The organism is Streptomyces sp. RG80, assembly GCF_040446465.1.
In the GTDB taxonomy this organism is placed as follows: domain Bacteria; phylum Actinomycetota; class Actinomycetes; order Streptomycetales; family Streptomycetaceae; genus Streptomyces.
This window is the reverse complement of sequence record NZ_JBEAAJ010000016.1, coordinates 72,687-88,143: the sequence shown is the minus strand read 5'-3', so window position 1 is coordinate 88,143 and position 15,457 is coordinate 72,687. Positions and strand designations below refer to the sequence as shown.

The window sequence follows — 15,457 nt, the reverse complement described above, 5'->3', positions numbered from 1 at the left end:
GGCTCGCGTGGACAGCACCGCCACTGATCGCTTCGACACCAGCCGGTTCGAGGCCAGCCGCAACCGGCTGGCCTCCCTGGCGTACCGTCTGCTGGGTTCGGCCACCGACGCCGAAGACGCCGTACAGGACGCGTTCCTGCGCTGGCAGGCCACCGACCGGCAGCGGATCAAGGGTCCGGAAGCATGGCTGACCAAGGTCGTCACCAACCTGTGCCTCGACCGGCTCCGCTCGGCACAGGCCCGCCGCGAACGCACCGCCGGCGCATGGCTGCCCGAACCACTCCTCGACGGCGACCCGATGCTCGGCCCGGCCGACACGTTCGAGCAGCGCGAATCAGTCTCCCTGGCCATGCTGACCCTGATGGAGCGCCTGTCACCCCTCCAGCGGGCCGTCTACATCCTGCGCGAAGCGTTCTCCTACAACCACGCCGAGATCGCCGAGATCCTCGGCATCACCGAATCCGCAAGCCAGCAGCACCTCCACCGGGCCCAGCGCCGCATCACCACCGCACGCCGCCGCGGCGGCGGAGGCGAAGTCGACCCGACATCCGCCCGCCGCATCGTCGAGGAATTCCTCGCCGCTGCCTCCTCGGGCTGTGTCGAACGACTGGTGGCGCTGCTCACAGACGACGCGATCGCGATCGCCGACTCCAACGGTGCCGGCCTGGCCAAGACGCTGCTGCAGTACGACACACCGGAGCGCATCGCCGCCATCGCACGGGCCGGTCTCAAGCCCACACCCGTGAAACGACGGCTCGCCGGCGGCACGCCCGCCGTCCACTACGCGCTCGTCAACGGCGCCCCCGCCCTCCTCTTCGTTCTCGGCGACCAGGTCGTAGGCGCCGTGACGTTCGACGTCACCGGCGGCAAGATCGCAACCGTGCGCGGCATCGCCGCCCCCGCCCGCCTCGTCCGTCTCACCGAAGCCTGGCGACAGCACGGAACGGACACCCCGCTCATGACCCAGTGGTGACCGACGCCGACTGCGGCCAGGCGCAGTACTCGCGTTTCCTGGTCGCCACTGACCGCCTATATGGCCGCGGGCAATGAGAACCCGGGCCCCGAGACCGTCGACACGCCCGGCGCCGCCTCCGCAGCGCTCTCCGTGGCCGCCGTGGACTCACAGGACCGACTCGCCGACTTCTCCAGCCGCGGCCCGGACGCAAGCCAGGAGCTGAAGCCCGACATCTCCGCCCCCGGCGTGGACATCGTCGGAGCGAAGGCGGCACACGGCGACCAGGGCGACCCAGTCTCCCCCGGCTATGTGCGCATGAGCAGTACGTCGATGGCGACCCCGCACGTCTCCGGTGCCGCCGCGATCCTCGCGTAGGAGCACCCCGACTGGCCGGGACAGCGCATCAAGGCCGCGCTGATGGGCTCGACGGTTCGGCTGGACGGCTCGTACTCCCCGTACGAGCAGGGCACGGGCCGGGTCGACCTGGCCCGCGCCATCCGCCAGACGGTGATCGCGGACACCCCGTCCCTCTCCTTCGGCCAGAAGCGGTGGCCGCACACCGACGACAAGCCGGTCGCCAAGGCCCTCACGCCACCACCGTGGGCGGCCCCGGTGCCGTCCGCGCGGGCACCTCCTACGCGGTGTGCATCCCCCTGCTCTCCGACGGAGCGGGCCACGCCAACTTCTCCGACGCGAAGACGCGCTTCCGTCTCACCTCCGGCTCCACCACCGTCATCGACATACCGCGGGATACCTGCGGAATCCCGCTCGCCGGCCTACTGCCGCACAAAGCCACGTATCACCTCAGCATCGACAGTTCCCATCCGGCCGGTTCCGTGAGCGTCGGCGGCCGGGTCTCGGCGGAGTGGACCTTCACCTCGTCCCCCACGGCCGACAGCCAGGTCGAACGCCTCCCCCTCTCCGTGGTCCGCTTCACCCCGAAGCTGTCCCTGACCAGCACGGCGAAGGCGGGAACGCGATTCACCGTCCCGGTCGGCATCCAGGGGCCGGCGGCGAAGAAGGGCACGGTCAGGTCCCTGACCGTGAAGGTGTCGTACGACAGCGGCCGCACCTGGAAACCCGCCACCGTGCACACCGCGGCGAACGGCAAGCGGTACCTGACCCTCACCCACCCGACCCGGCCCACCACAGTCGGCCTCAAGGCAACTCTCGTCGACCGCGGGGGCAACACGGTGACCGAGACCCTGCCGAGTGCGTACCGGACGGTCAGGTGACGTGACCGCAGGCCACCGGGGCACCCGTAGGCAGTCTCACAGCTCGGGCAGGATTGCGGGGGGATGAGCGGATCCATAGCTTGTACGCCTGTTGTTCGAGTTGATGCAGGTGAAAGGTGTCCCGGTGGGACGACGTGAGAAGCCGGTCGACCCCAACGCCGGCCCCGTCCAGCGGTTCGCGCACGATCTGCGGGTCCTTCGGGAGAAGGCCGGGAAGCCGCCGTACCGGGAGATGGCCCAGCGGGCGGGCTACTCCGTCACCGCGATGTCCCAGGCCGCCGCCGGCGATCAGCTGCCGTCCCTGGCGGTGGTGCGGGCGTACGCCGAGGCGCTGGACGCCGACCCGGAGGTGTGGGAACGGCGTTGGCGGGAGGCGGACACCGAGGTCCGGGTGCCCGCGCCGGACGAGAGACCGCCGTACCGGGGGCTGGCCCGTTTCGAGCCGGGCGACAGCGATCTGTTCTTCGGCCGGGACACGCTCGTCGCCGACCTGGTGGAGCTTGTGCGTGAGCACCGGTTCGCGGCGGTTTTCGGGCCGTCGGGCAGCGGCAAGTCGTCGCTGCTGCGCGCGGGACTGATCCCGGGGTTGCGGCAGGCGGCGGGTGCGCGGCGGCCAGCGGTGATCCGCGTGCTGACCCCAGGGGATCGGCCCGCGCGCACACACGAGAAGGCGCTCGTCCCACGCGACGACAACGGGGAGACCTGGGTGATCGTCGATCAGTTCGAGGAGCTGTTCACCCTCTGCACGGACCGCGCGGAACGCGACCGGTTCCTGGACCTGCTGCTTTCGGCCCGACGGCCGGAGAGCCGGCTGCGCGTGGTGATCGCGGTCCGCGGTGACTTCTACGGCCACTGCGCCGACCACCGTGAGCTGGCCGGGGCCGTCAGCCGGGCCGGCCTCCTGGTCGGGCCGCTGAGCCGGGACGAGCTGCGCGAGGCGATCACCGGCCCGGCCGCCGCCGCCGGCCTGAACGTGGAACGCGCCCTCACCGCCCGGATCATCGACGAGGTCGTCGACCAGCCCGGTGCGCTGCCCATGCTCTCCCACGCCCTGCTGGAGACCTGGCACCGCCGCCGGGGACGGCTGCTGACCCTCGCGGCATACGAGGAGACGGGCGGCGTTCGAGGTGCGATCGCCGCCACCGCCGAGGGCGTGTACGGAGGGCTGCCCGCGGAGCAGAGCCGTGCCGCCCGGCGCATCCTGCTGCGGCTGATCGCACCCGGCGACGGCACGGCCGACACGCGCCGTCCGGCGTCCCGCACCGAACTCGGCAGCGGTGCGCGGGATGTGCTGGAACGCCTCGCCGCCGCCCGTCTGGTCACCCTGGACGGCGACACGGTGGAGCTCGCACACGAGGCGCTGATCACCGGCTGGCCGCGCCTCGCCGGGTGGATCGAGGAGGGCCGGGACCGACTGCGCGCGCAGCGCCGGCTCGGCGAGGCGGCTCATGGCTGGGAGGAGCTGGGACGCGACCCCGGCGCGCTGTACCGGGGCACACGGCTGGACCGGGCCGAGGAACTGTTCGCCCGGCCGGAGAACGAGGACCGGCTGGAGCCGTCGGACGACGATCCTGAGCCATCGGACGACGACCTCACAGGCCTGGAGCGGTCCTTCCTCACCGCTTCCCTCACGGCCCGGAAGACGGAGCGGGAGGCCGAGACCCGCACCGCACGACGGACGCGGTCCCTGACTGTCGGTCTGTCCGTGTTCCTCGTCCTCGCGCTGGCCGCCGGCCTGGTGGCCTGGCAGCGCGACCGGGTGAGCGAGACGGAGGCCGCCAAGGCCGCCGCCCGGCGCCTGGCCACCGTGGCCGACAGTCTGCGCTCGACCGATCCGCGAACCGCCGCCCTGCTCGGAGTCGAAGCGTGGCGGATCGCCCCGCTCACCGAGTCCCGCTCGGCGCTGCTGGGCGCCTTGGCACAGCCGGAACGCGATGCCTTCACCGACCCCCGGACCGGAAAGGACGTCCGGCGTTTCCTCACCGACGGCGGCCGGACCCTGCTCAGTATCGACGGCAGCACGGTGACCGCCTGGAACGTGGCCACCCACAGGCTCACCGCCACCTATCACCTGCCGGGCGGGACAGAGGTGGGCGACGTCGGTCCTGGCTCCCGGTTCCTCGACGTCATCGGGCCGGACGGAGGCGAAAAGCTGTGGAACCTCCCGCTGAGCAGATCCGCCGCCGAACTGGGCGAAGCGTCGCTGAAGGGTCGCGCACCCGATGGCAGCGCGTATCTCACCGGACCGCCGGACGGCCCGGGCGCGGTCCGACTGCACCGGACGGATGACGGCAAGGTCCTCTTCAGCACCGACCTCTCGCGCACCCTCTCTTCGGCGGCCGTCGGCCCGGGCGGCCGTCTGCTCGCTCTCTGTCCCGCCGAAGGGCCGCTCCAGTTGTGGGACACCACCGCCGGCAAGCGGCTGCCGGGAGCCTGGGAGAAGGCGGACAAGACCCTGTGCGGCACCGGCTCCGGCGCGGACGGTGGCTCGCGTCTGCTGGGATTCAGCGCGGACGGCAGGCGGCTGGCCGCCGCCTACGGCACGCGTGCCATGATCTGGGACGTGCCCGGCGGACGCGCGCTCGCCGACTTCGGCAGTGGCGGGGCCACCGGCTTCACACAGGCCGCGCTCTCCCCCGACGGCGAGTTCCTGGCCACGGCGGACGACCACGAACTCGCCGTGTGGCGACTGGCCACCGGTGGCACCCAGGTCTTCCGCCGACCGCTCTCCAAGGACGAGGCCGCCGGCCTGACCTGGGACCCGCGCGAACCTCGTCTCCTGCGCTACCTCGACGGCGCCACGGTCCACACCTTCGACCTGGCCGACCGCCTCACCCCGCGGTGGCAGAGCACTCCGGCCGACGCGAGCGTGCTCAGCCCGGACGGCGCCGCCCTGGCCACCGTCACCCGGTCCGGCAGCGGCTACCGTCTCGAGCTGCGTTCCACGCGCACGGGTGGCGTCCGGGCCCGCGCGATGCTCGGCGCGCTGCCGAGCATGTCCGACGACGACGTCCCCCGGCTCGCCTTCAGCCCGGACGGCGGCTCGCTGGCCGTCGCCGACACCGTGTCCTCGCACGGTTCGCTGCGGCTGCGCTCCACCGTGTGGGATGTACGGACGCACCGGGTGCGTACGGTCCTCGAGACCTCCGGCGCGGCCGACCGCCCGGCCATCGCCCTCGCCCTGGGTCCCGACGGCCTCACGCTGCTGGTCGTCCGCGCCACCGCCGGCAACAACACGACGGAGGTCTGGGACACCCGCGACCACCGGCGGTCCGGTGTCGTGCGTGGTCTCTCCGGGGAGGAACTGGCCGTACGGCCGGACGGGGGTCTGCTCGTGAGCTCGGACGATCAGTACGCCGATCCGGGAACCGGAGACGTCACCGGGCGCGCGCTCGCCGACGGCCGGGAGGTCACCGCGCTGGCGTTCAGCCACGACGGAACCCGGCTCGCCGTCGGTGACTCCACCGGGCACGTCACGCTGTGGGACGGCGAGGTCCGGCACCGTACAGGTGCGCTGACCGGTACCTCCGACACGGCATCCCAGGGCGAGCCGGAGGCGGTGGGTGCGCTCGCCTTCTCCTCCGACGGCGGCACACTGGCCGTGGGCGGCACGAACGGGACCCTGCGGCTGTGGGACACCGCGGGACAGCAGCTCCTCGGGACGGACCTGCCCACGTCCGGCGACGAGATCCGCTCCCTCGCCTTCGCCGAGGACGGCGGCACGGTCTACGTCAGCAGCCCGTACGTACCGCTCCAACGTCTCCCCATCGCACCGGACCAGGCCGTCCGCACCATCTGCGCCCGTACCGGCGGAGGGCTGACCGAGGCGCAGTGGCGGACCTATGTCCCTGACGCCCCGTACGAGAACCCGTGCGCCAAAAGCGGATGAAGTGACTGAAACAGGAAGAAATTCTTGGTGGTCGAATTGTTCAGAGTGGCTCTGTACGTCGCTGAAAAACTCCTCTGACCTGCACGATCAGTGACCAGAACGACCGCGGCGCCCCGCCGGCGGCGTCCGGACATCTCCTCCTCCCTCTGGTCAGTCAGGTTCTGGTCTCATGCGCACTCGCACCCTCGCCACCTCGCTCGTTCTGCTCAGCGCCCTCTCCCTCACGGCGGCCTGCTCGTCCGGATCGGACGCCTCCTCGGGTACGTCATCCGCCGACGCCCGGCCCGGGGCCGCCCCCACCGCCTCGCCGGTCCGCAGCGTCGACCCGTCGAAGATCAAGGGCCTGGAGATCGTCAGCGACAGCAGCGAGCAGAGCTCCTGCCCCTTCGCGGCGAGCTATCCGGACGTGCCCGGGGCGGAGGCGATGACGGCCGCGATGAAGAAGGACGTGGAGGAGCGCCTGGCCGGGTTCCGCTCGGGGGTCTGCAACGGAGGCTCGGGCGGCGCGGAGGGCCGCGAGCTCAACGTCAGCCATCAGTTCCTGGTCGCCTCCGGCGACGTCCTGGGCGTCCGGCTCAGCACCCAGGACCACAGTGGCGCCGGGTCCGGGCTGTCGACCAGCACCTACTGGTACGACGGCAAGGCCGGCGCCTCCCGCAAGGCTCTCGGCCTCGTCGCCGACGGCTCCCAGGACGACTTCATCGCAGCGTTGAAGGATCAGCTCAAGGGGCGCGAAGGCATCGACGCCGCCGCCCTCGACACCACGTTCTCCGACCCGGCCTCCCGCACCGCCGCCCTGGACGACATGGCCTTCACCACCAGCGGCGGACTGCGAGTGACTCTCGACCGCGGCGAGGTAGGTGCCCCGGCCGCCGGGACCTACATGGTGACCTTCCCCAAGAAGATGATCACCCCCTGGCTCTCCGGGTTCGGCCAGCGTGTCCAGCGGCAGACCATGACGCCCGACCGTTCGCTCGACCTGGGCGCGGAGCACATCCCCACACCGGCCGTCCCCACCCACACCGCCTCCGGCGACGACGACACCGACTGCAAAAAGGTCACGTGCATCGCGCTGACCTTCGACGACGGACCGGCGGCGCCGGAGACCGCGACCTTGCTGACCTCCCTGGCGCAGTACAAGGCGCGCGTCACCTTCTTCACCGTCGGCCAGAACGTCGCCGCCCACCCCGAGCTGGTCCGCGCCGAGGCCCGCGCCGGACACGAGGTCGGCAACCACTCCTGGAACCACCCCGATCTCACCAAGCTCACCCCCGAGCAGGTCGCCTCCCAGCTCAACCGCACCAGCGCCGCCATCAAAGCCGCCACCGGCAAGGCCCCCACCCTCTTCCGGCCGCCCTACGGTGCGGTCAACGCCCAGGTGAAGGCCACGACCACGCTCTCGCCCGTGCTGTGGGACGTGGACACCGAGGACTGGAAGTACCGCGACGCCGACAAGGTCGCCCGGACCGTCATCGACAAGGCGCAGCGCAACAGTGTCGTCCTCATGCACGACATCCATCCCACCTCGGTCGCGGCGGTCCCCGAGATCCTGCGCACCCTGACCGCCCGCGGCTACCACTTCGTCACCGTCAGCCACTTGCGCGCCACCCTCTGAGCGCACTCAGCCAGGCGGGCTCTGCCCGAAAAGAGGGGCTACGCACAGCATGACCCCAGGTCAAGCCTCTAATGGCAGACGGGTCGGGCTGTACGCCGGGTATTCCTGGAGCACCTTCCTGACCTGCACTTTCGTGGGCGCATCGGTTGTGACCTGCCAGGTCGGGTAGCAGAGGCGACCGGAGGCAGTCAGAGGAAACCCCTCTGATTCGACCCCGATTCGAACCGAGCTGCTCGGAGTCAGTCTGAGGCATTCGTCTTCTGTTTTGGTCCGAGTCGGCCCAGGTCAGACGGCGTTGATCAGGCTGTGAACCAGCTGACAGCACCCGGAATCGACCTCGGTCGAGCCGCGATGGGGACGCCTGCCTCCAGCGTCGGCGCCGGACACCACCCGTAGTTCTACTGGCTCTACCAAAAACGGAACGGCAGCGGTCTACCTCGTCCGACTGGCTCCGCCCTTCGGCCAGCCTCAACGAGAACTGACATACCGTCATTCCCGAGGTCCGAAAGCCTCATTCGGTCAGGAATCGCTGGCCGGCAACAGCGATCGCGAACCCGCTCGAGTGGAGCCGGTGCAGAGCTCTTAGCTGGACGGCTGGGACGACATCCGCTGAAGACGTTCGTGGGAACGGTCAGTCAGTCGGCGAAGGTGCCGACCAGTCGCTGCGGGGTGATCCTGATGACCACCCGCACCACCGCCGTCGGCAGTTCCAGGTACTCCTCCCCCGCACCGGCCCCCTCATACTGCTCGGCCAGAGCGACGGCCAGCTCCCGGCCCAGGTCCTCGACCACCGTCGCGGTGCCGCGCACCTCCAGGTATCGCAGCGGGTCGGCCCGGTCGTAGACCGTCAGACTGACACGTCCGTCGCGCTCCACGTTGGTGACCTTGCGGCGACCGGCAGCCGAAGAGAGCAGCAGCTCATCGCCGTCCCGGGCGACCCAGACCACCGAACTCTGCGGACTGCCATCGGGGTTGACGGTGGCCAATACCGCGGGGTTCACATCGTCAAGAAGCCTGCGGGCGGCATCGTTCAACTGAATCGTCACGCCCGTGACCCTAGTCAGGCCTCCAGACAGTGTCGACCGAGATATCCCGTGCCCATACGCACGCTCAACGCTCCCTACCGACCAAGGTCGCGGACCGCGAGACGACGGCTCGCATCGCCGCTTCGTCGATGCGAGCCGTCGTGTCGATCAGGTGGGGTCCGCGTGGCAACCGGCGGCGCTAGAGCTCGCGCCCGTACTCAGGCCGTCACCAGTTCCGCCGAAAGGAACCCTTCCAGGGCCTTCCGCGCGCGGCTGTCGAACTCGGCGTACTGCGCCTCGCGTTCGGTTCCCGCAACCGCGTCGCCGATCAGCAGATTGCCCTCGGCGTCAATGCGCTGCGGGCGCTCCTCGGCGTCGGGGAGCAGGGCGACGGAGGAGTAGGAGAATCCGCAGTAATAGGCGATGCCCTCGCTCAGGTTGGTCTCCAGCACGGTCTGCATTCCCTCGGTGATGGGGTCGTCAGAGGTGGCGCCGGCCAGGCCCAGCCACAGCATGCGTTTGCCCGCCAGGCGGGGCTTGCTGCGGCCGTAGGCGAATCCGTAGTTCCACACACGATCGATCCAGCCCTTGAGGAGGGCGGGCACGCTCTGCCAGTACACGGGGAACACGGCGACGACGACATCGGCGTCGAGAACACGCTGCATATGGGCCTGTACTTCGTCCGAGTACGGCTTCTCCCGGTTGCCCCAGTCCGGCTGGTCCGCCACGTTCATTCGCGGGTCGAACCCTTCGGCGTGCAGGTCGAGCAGGTCGACGCGGTATCCGCCGGTCTCGAGTCGCGCGGCCGTACGGCGGGCGGTGTGCGCGGTGAGGGAATCGGTCCGATGATGTGCGATGACCACAAGGGCGGTCCTGGCAGCGCTGCTGCGGTGCGACACGGGTCTCTCCTGGCTGGTCTCGGTCAGTTCGACCAGTCCAGTACACCCGTGATCAATTAGATGATCCATGGGAGAAACGCTCCGCTGCATAGGAGTTCGTCTACGATCTCAGCCGTGGATCCTTTGAGTACGCTTCTCAGCGGCATCCGGGCCGAGGGCTCGGTCGTCAGTCACGCCGTGCTGGAAGCACCCTGGAGCATCCGCTTCGCCGACGGCGCCCCGCTCACGATGGTCACCGTATTGCGGGGCGGCGGCGTCCTGTTGCTGCCCGACGGTGCCGAACAAGCAGTCGGCGTCGGCGACACGGTCATCGTGCGAGGCCCCGACACCTTTCACCTCGTGGACCAGCCGGCCACCCTCGACCGCCCACACATCGAGTACGAAATCGCATGCTTCGCAGCGGATGCCGAATGCACTGCCCAAGACCTCGGCGGCATCCGTTGGGGCAACGAACCGGACGGAGCAACCGCGCTGATCGTGGGCGCCTACCGTGCCTCAGGCCATCGCCATGAACGGCTTCTCCGTGCGTTGCCGCCCGTACTCGTGATCAACGAGGACACAGAAGTCTGCGCCTGGCTGGAGACGGCCGCCGCCGATGCCGCCCTGCGCTCGGCCGGCTCCCAGGCGCTGATGGACCGACTGCTGGACTGGGCCCTGGTGTGCACGCTGCGTACCTGGTTCGACCGGGCGGGCCCAGAAGCCCCCCACTGGTATCGCGGACTGTCCGACCCGGTCCTCGCCCCGGCCCTGGAAGCGTTCCACGCCCGGCCCTCCAAGGGGTGGACGGTAGAGACGCTCGCCACCGAATCCGGTGTCTCCCGGGCGCTGTTCGCCAAACGCTTCACCGAGGTGATGGGTCGCCCACCGTTGGCCTACCTCACGGAATGCCGTATGGACGAGGCTGCGGCCCTCCTGTCCGACACCGACTCCTCCATCGCTCTGATCGCCAAGTCGGTCGGCTACGCGGATGCCTTCGGCTTCAGTGCCGCCTTCAAACGCCATCGGGGCGTGAGCCCCAGCGCCTTCCGCGCCGCAACAACCCCTGAAAGGGCGCGACGTCCCTCCCGGCTCGGTTCATGATCGCTCGTTCGCGGTACTGGTCGTCCCGCGGCCAAGGGCTCGGGCAGTGCACAGCAGTCGATATCGAGGATCTTGGCTGCGAGATCACGATCCGTGCCGAACGCCGGCCGACACCATCACCCCCGCGTAGACACCGCTGACACGGCACCACAAAGGGCTGCACGGCAACTGCCGATTGTCGGACCGGTGTGGCATGATCCGCTGTCATGCCATCGACTCGTGCACGTGCGTGGTGGTCAAAGGCCGTACGGAGTCTGCTCGTTGTCCCCCTCACCGTGCTGGTGACGACAGGCGCCACCAGTGCCTCGCCGGCACCGGCAGACAGCGCAGATGCCGCGACACCCGACCGGCTTCGCTACGACGTGGCCCTGCGCAGCGACGTCGACGGCTCCCACTGGACAGGCCGCCAGCGGGTGTCGTTCAGCAATGTCTCCGACCGGCCCTTGCGCGAGGTGTACGTACGCCTGTGGGGCAATGGCGAGGACACGTGTGGCGCACCCGGCAGTCCGCAACCGGTCGACGTGTCCAACCTCCACGGCGGCACAGCCGACCAGCTCACCCAGAACTGCACCGAACTGCGCATCACTTTGCCGAAGCCCCTCGCACGCGGCCAGCGGACGTCCCTCTCCTTCGACGTGTCCATATCCGTGCCCCAACGCAACGCCCGCTTCGGCCGCGAGGGCGCATTCCGCTTCCTGGGCAACGCGCTGCCGGTACTCGCCGTGCACGACACGAACGGATGGCACCTCGACCCATACGTGTCGACCGGCGAGAGCTTCTATGCCCTGGCCGGCGACTTCCATGTGCGCCTCGATCACCCCTCAGCCCTCAAGGTTCCGGCTACGGGCCGCACTCGTACCAGTCCCGGCGGGCCAGGTCGTACCGTCACACACAGCACCGCGCACCGGGTCCGGGACTTCGCATGGGCAGCGGGCCCGTTCCGCACGGCAACGGAAACCTCGCCACATGGTGTGCGCGTGAAGATGTACTGGGCGCCGAACACGCCCGCGGCCGGTGTACGCCTCAGCCGCAAGGACGGCGTCGCGGCCGTCGACCGGTTCGGCGAGGAGTTCGGCCGCTACCCCTACGGCGAGCTCGACCTGGTGATGACCAAGGACTTCGGCGGCGGTATGGAGTACCCCGGCCTGGTCCTCCTGGGCACCACCGAGGAGGGCAGCGCCGTCGTCCACGAAGTGGCGCACCAGTGGTGGTACGGCATCGTGGGCAACGACGAGTACGGCTCACCCTGGCTGGACGAGAGTTTCGCCCAGTATGCCAACGCACGTTTTTACGGCTGGGACACACGCGACTGCTGGCCGGAGGTGTACTGGCCGAGCGAGGAGGCCGCGATCACCAACTCGATGGCCTACTGGAGTACGCATCCAGGCGAGTACCACCTCGTCTACACGGCCGGCCCCTGCGCCCTGGCCGACCTGGAGCGCACCATCGGACCGGACACGATGCTGCGACTCCTTCGTCTCTACGCCCACGACCACTGGTACGGCATCTCCACCACCGCCGACTTCAAGCAGGCCGCGCAGTCCGTGACCGACCTCGACCTGGCCCCCTTCTGGGCGCAGCATCGCATTCGGTGAGTCGACGGGTCGTCGCGATACCGACGCATCACTCAGGGACGCGGTGTGTGCCGGCCGCAGCCGTCTTCATACTCGCCAGTGTTGAACTGCCCGATTCCGCGAGCGTTCCCTGAGGCACATCGGCTGGACCGTTCGGACGCCGACGCGACCGGCAGGTATCACCGGTCAGACTCACAGGGCCCGCTCGCGCCCGCCCACGACGCTCTGAGACGGGGCGCCCCTGACAGCTGCGCAGCTATGGCCGGTGAGGAGCGAGGCCCCGGCGGCGCCGAACAAGCCTCGCCCACTCCTGCGTCGTGCCGACGGGCCATGCCGGTGCACCCAGCGCACCTGCACCAGTTACCACGGTGCTTGTCCAGGCCCGGCCCTCTGCGGTGAACTCGCGTCACCAGCACTGAGGACGAGGCGCTCGCCGTCTACCGCCGTGGCGTCGACCGTGGCGAGCACGCCGAACCCGCCCAAGCAGGTTGACGATTGGCCCACAACTCAAGCCTGACAAGGCCCTGCCGACTTTCCATCCCGCCAGCATCACCCGATGACATCCATCCTCTCGATCTTCGTCCCGAAGACGATCCTCGACTCGGACTTCCTCCGCCACTCGCCGGCGGCCGCCCCTGTGCATCTGCGGCCAGGCTCTGAGCGCATCGGGCGGGCATGCGGCTCCCGGCCCTCACCGGTTCCAGCCGCGCCCCTACGGCAGGCCGCCGGTACGGACCACCTCGGCGTACCATCGCGCGCTGGACTTGGGGATGCGCTTGCCGGTCGGGTAGTCGACGTAGACCGCACCGAAGCGCTTGCTGTAGCCGTAACCCCACTCGAAGTTGTCCAGCAGGGACCACAGGAAGTAGCCCCGGACATCGACACCGGCCTTGATCGCCTGGTGGACGGCCGACAGGTGGCCGTGGAGGTAGGCGATGCGCTCGGGGTCGACCACCTCGCCCTCCGGGTTGACGTAGTCGTCGAAGGCGGCCCCGTTCTCCGTGATCATGAGGGGCATCGCGGGGAAATCCGCTTTGAGACGGGTCAGCAGGTCGTACAGGCCGCTGGGGTCGACCGCCCAGCCCATCGCCGTGGTGCTGCCCGGCGGACGGTGGAAGGCGACGTTGTCGGCTCCGGGCCACGGGCTGTGCTCGCTCACGCCGTGGCCGTCGGAACCGTGACTGGCCTCGCCGGTGGCCGTGGAGACGAGCGTCGGCGTGTAGTAGTTGACGCCCAGGAAGTCCAGCGGCTGGTGGATGGTGGCGGTGTCGCCGTCCCGTACGAAGGACCAGTCGGTCAGGCTCGCCGTGTCCTGGAAGAGGTCTTGGGGGTATTGGCCTTGCAGGAGTGGGCCGGTGAAGACACGGTTGGCCAGGGCGTCGATCCGCCGGGCCGCGTCGACGTCCTCGGCCGCATCGGTCAACGCGCGGACGTGGTGGATGTTGAGGGTGATGGATGCCTGCGCGCGTGCGGGCAGTTCGGCGCGCAGCGCCTGTACGGCTTTGCCGTGGGCGAGGTTGAGGTGGTGCGCCGCGCGCAGGGCCGCGACCGGGTCCGTGCGGCCGGGCGCGTGGACGCCGGAGCCGTATCCGAGGAAGGCGCTGCACCAGGGCTCGTTAAGGGTGATCCAGGTCTTCACCCGGTCTCCCAGCGCCCGAGCCGCCAGGGCCGCGTAGTCGGCGAACCGGTCACTGGTGGCACGCTCGGGCCAACCGCCGGCGTCCTCCAGCTCCTGCGGCAGGTCCCAGTGATACAGCGTGACTACCGGTTCGATGCCCTTTTCCAGCAGTGCGTCGGTGAGGGCGCGATAGAAGTCGAGTCCCTTTTCGACGGCCGGGCCGCGGCCGGTCGGCTGTACGCGCGACCAGGACAGTGAGAAGCGGTACGCGCTCACTCCGAGGTCGGCCATGATCTCGACGTCCTCGCGCCAGCGGTGGTAGTGGTCGGTGGCGACGTCGCCGGTGTCACCGTTGCGCACCCTGCCGGGGGTGTGCGAGTAGGTGTCCCAGATCGAAGGAGTGCGTCCGTCCGCGGAGGCGGCACCCTCGATCTGGTAGGCGGCGGTCGCCGTGCCCCAGGTGAATCCCGGTGGGAAGGTGCGGACGGTGCTGGTCTCCGGGGCGGGCGCGAGGCGTCGGGTTGCGGTGCTCACGTGGGTCCTTCCAGATGATGTGCGGGCAGGGAGGGGCGAAGTGGGGAAAGGGGCGTCGATGAACCGCGGCAGCAAAGGGACGGTGCGGACTTCACCCCTTGACCGCGCCTTGCATGATTCCGCCGACGATCTGGCGGCCGAAGACGATGAACAGGGCGAGCAGAGGCAGCGTGCCGAGCAGTGCGCCCGCCATGATCAGCGACTGATCGCGCACATAGCCCGCGCTGAGCTGGGTGAGGGCGACGGGCACCGTGGGGTTGGTCATGTCGAGCACGATGAAGGGCCAGAAGAAGTCGTTCCACGCGTGCACGAACGTGATCATGAACAGTACGGCCATGGGAGCCCGGGCGATCGGCAGCACGATGCTCCAGAAGATGCGCAGGGAGTGCGCGCCGTCCACTCGTCCGGCCTCGACGAGTTCGTCGGGCAGCGCTTCTGACAGGTACTGCCGCATGAAGAACACGCCGACGGCGCTGACGAGGGTGGGGAAGATGACGGCGGGCAGTTTCTGGCCCCAGCCCAGTTCCGTCATCATCATGAACAGCGGTACGACGCCCAGTTGCGGCGGCACCATCATCGTGCCGATCACGAGCATCAGCAGGACGTTGCGGCCCTTGAAGCGGAGTTTGGCGAACGCGAAGCCGGCGAGGGTGGCGAACAGGACCGTGGACAGGGCGATCACACCGGCCACGATCAGGCTGTTGAGCATGGCCTTGCCCAGCGCGGCGTCCTGCCAGGCCTTGCCGAGGTTCTCCAGCAGATGGGGTCCCGGCAGGAAGGGCGGAGGTGTCTGGGTGACGCGCGTGTTGTCGGTCGAGGCCGCCACCATCGTCCAGTACAGCGGGAACAGTGAGACGAGCGCCGCGAGCCCCAGCAGGATGTAGGCGACGGGTCCCGCGTGGTGCTGGCGTCCGGCACCAGGGTGCCGGAACAGTCGCAGTGGCCGTCCACCGGGCGGGGTGGACTTGCGGGTCTTGCGCACGGCCCCCGCAGGTGCGTCCGTCGCCCGGGCCGGGATGCTGTCTGTGGTCAT

11 protein-coding genes are annotated in these 15,457 nt (G+C 69.6%); 7 read left to right on the top strand and 4 right to left on the bottom strand.

Annotation, left to right across the window (positions count from 1 at the left end):
• Nucleotides 1-7: 7 nt before the first annotated feature.
• The 5 genes from ABKA17_RS42450 to ABKA17_RS42430 all read left to right on the top strand — a co-directional run bounded on the left by ABKA17_RS42450 (nucleotide 8) and on the right by ABKA17_RS42430 (nucleotide 7,694).
• Complete coding sequence (locus tag ABKA17_RS42450) at nucleotides 8-973, top strand: sigma-70 family RNA polymerase sigma factor (protein WP_353697765.1); 966 nt, start codon at nucleotides 8-10, stop codon at nucleotides 971-973.
• A 60-nt stretch (nucleotides 974-1,033) separates the two neighbouring features.
• Nucleotides 1,034-1,330 carry a S8 family serine peptidase gene (locus tag ABKA17_RS42445; protein ID WP_353697764.1) on the top strand — a complete coding sequence of 99 codons (297 nt, stop codon included), beginning with the start codon at nucleotides 1,034-1,036 and terminating at the stop codon, nucleotides 1,328-1,330.
• Between the two features lie 224 nt (nucleotides 1,331-1,554).
• A complete protein-coding gene (locus ABKA17_RS42440; RefSeq protein WP_353697763.1) occupies nucleotides 1,555-2,190 on the top strand; it encodes a molybdopterin-binding protein in 636 nt (211 codons plus the stop codon).
• A 124-nt stretch (nucleotides 2,191-2,314) separates the two neighbouring features.
• Nucleotides 2,315-6,079: an nSTAND1 domain-containing NTPase gene (locus tag ABKA17_RS42435; RefSeq protein WP_353697762.1), complete on the top strand. Its 3,765-nt coding sequence runs from the start codon at nucleotides 2,315-2,317 to the stop codon at nucleotides 6,077-6,079.
• Between the two features lie 169 nt (nucleotides 6,080-6,248).
• Nucleotides 6,249-7,694, top strand: a complete 1,446-nt coding sequence (locus ABKA17_RS42430) for a polysaccharide deacetylase family protein (protein ID WP_353697761.1) — start codon at nucleotides 6,249-6,251, stop codon at nucleotides 7,692-7,694.
• Nucleotides 7,695-8,329: 635 nt separating this feature from the next.
• Here the strand turns inward: ABKA17_RS42430 and ABKA17_RS42425 are convergent.
• Both ABKA17_RS42425 and ABKA17_RS42420 read right to left on the bottom strand, forming a co-directional pair.
• On the bottom strand, nucleotides 8,330-8,740 hold the full coding sequence (locus tag ABKA17_RS42425) for a PPOX class F420-dependent oxidoreductase (protein WP_353697760.1): 411 nt from the start codon (nucleotides 8,738-8,740) through the stop codon (nucleotides 8,330-8,332).
• 197 nt (nucleotides 8,741-8,937) lie between these two features.
• Nucleotides 8,938-9,618 carry an NAD(P)H oxidoreductase gene (locus ABKA17_RS42420; RefSeq protein WP_353697759.1) on the bottom strand — a complete coding sequence of 227 codons (681 nt, stop codon included), beginning with the start codon at nucleotides 9,616-9,618 and terminating at the stop codon, nucleotides 8,938-8,940.
• A 114-nt stretch (nucleotides 9,619-9,732) separates the two neighbouring features.
• Between ABKA17_RS42420 and ABKA17_RS42415 the strand changes: the two genes are divergently transcribed.
• Both ABKA17_RS42415 and ABKA17_RS42410 read left to right on the top strand, forming a co-directional pair.
• On the top strand, nucleotides 9,733-10,698 hold the full coding sequence (locus ABKA17_RS42415) for an AraC family transcriptional regulator (RefSeq protein ID WP_502994536.1): 966 nt from the start codon (nucleotides 9,733-9,735) through the stop codon (nucleotides 10,696-10,698).
• A gap of 206 nt (nucleotides 10,699-10,904) precedes the next feature.
• Nucleotides 10,905-12,293, top strand: a complete 1,389-nt coding sequence (locus ABKA17_RS42410) for a M1 family metallopeptidase (protein ID WP_353697758.1) — start codon at nucleotides 10,905-10,907, stop codon at nucleotides 12,291-12,293.
• A 691-nt stretch (nucleotides 12,294-12,984) separates the two neighbouring features.
• On the opposite strand, the gene ABKA17_RS42405 is transcribed toward ABKA17_RS42410, so the two are convergent.
• Nucleotides 12,985-14,424 (bottom strand): GH1 family beta-glucosidase, encoded by a 1,440-nt coding sequence (locus ABKA17_RS42405; protein WP_353697757.1) that lies wholly within the window; start codon nucleotides 14,422-14,424, stop codon nucleotides 12,985-12,987.
• 91 nt (nucleotides 14,425-14,515) lie between these two features.
• Nucleotides 14,516-15,457: a carbohydrate ABC transporter permease gene (locus ABKA17_RS42400; RefSeq protein WP_353697756.1), complete on the bottom strand. Its 942-nt coding sequence runs from the start codon at nucleotides 15,455-15,457 to the stop codon at nucleotides 14,516-14,518.

Excerpts from the sequence above, each read along its gene's own strand:
- ABKA17_RS42445 (WP_353697764.1), top strand. The coding sequence starts at position 1,034 with ATGGCCGCGGGCAATGAGAACCCGGGCCCCGAGACCGTCGACACGCCC.
- ABKA17_RS42430 (WP_353697761.1), top strand. The coding sequence starts at position 6,249 with ATGCGCACTCGCACCCTCGCCACCTCGCTCGTTCTGCTCAGCGCCCTC.
- ABKA17_RS42410 (WP_353697758.1), top strand. The coding sequence starts at position 10,905 with ATGCCATCGACTCGTGCACGTGCGTGGTGGTCAAAGGCCGTACGGAGT.
- ABKA17_RS42400 (WP_353697756.1), bottom strand. The coding sequence starts at position 15,457 with ATGACCACAGACAGCATCCCGGCCCGGGCGACGGACGCACCTGCGGGG.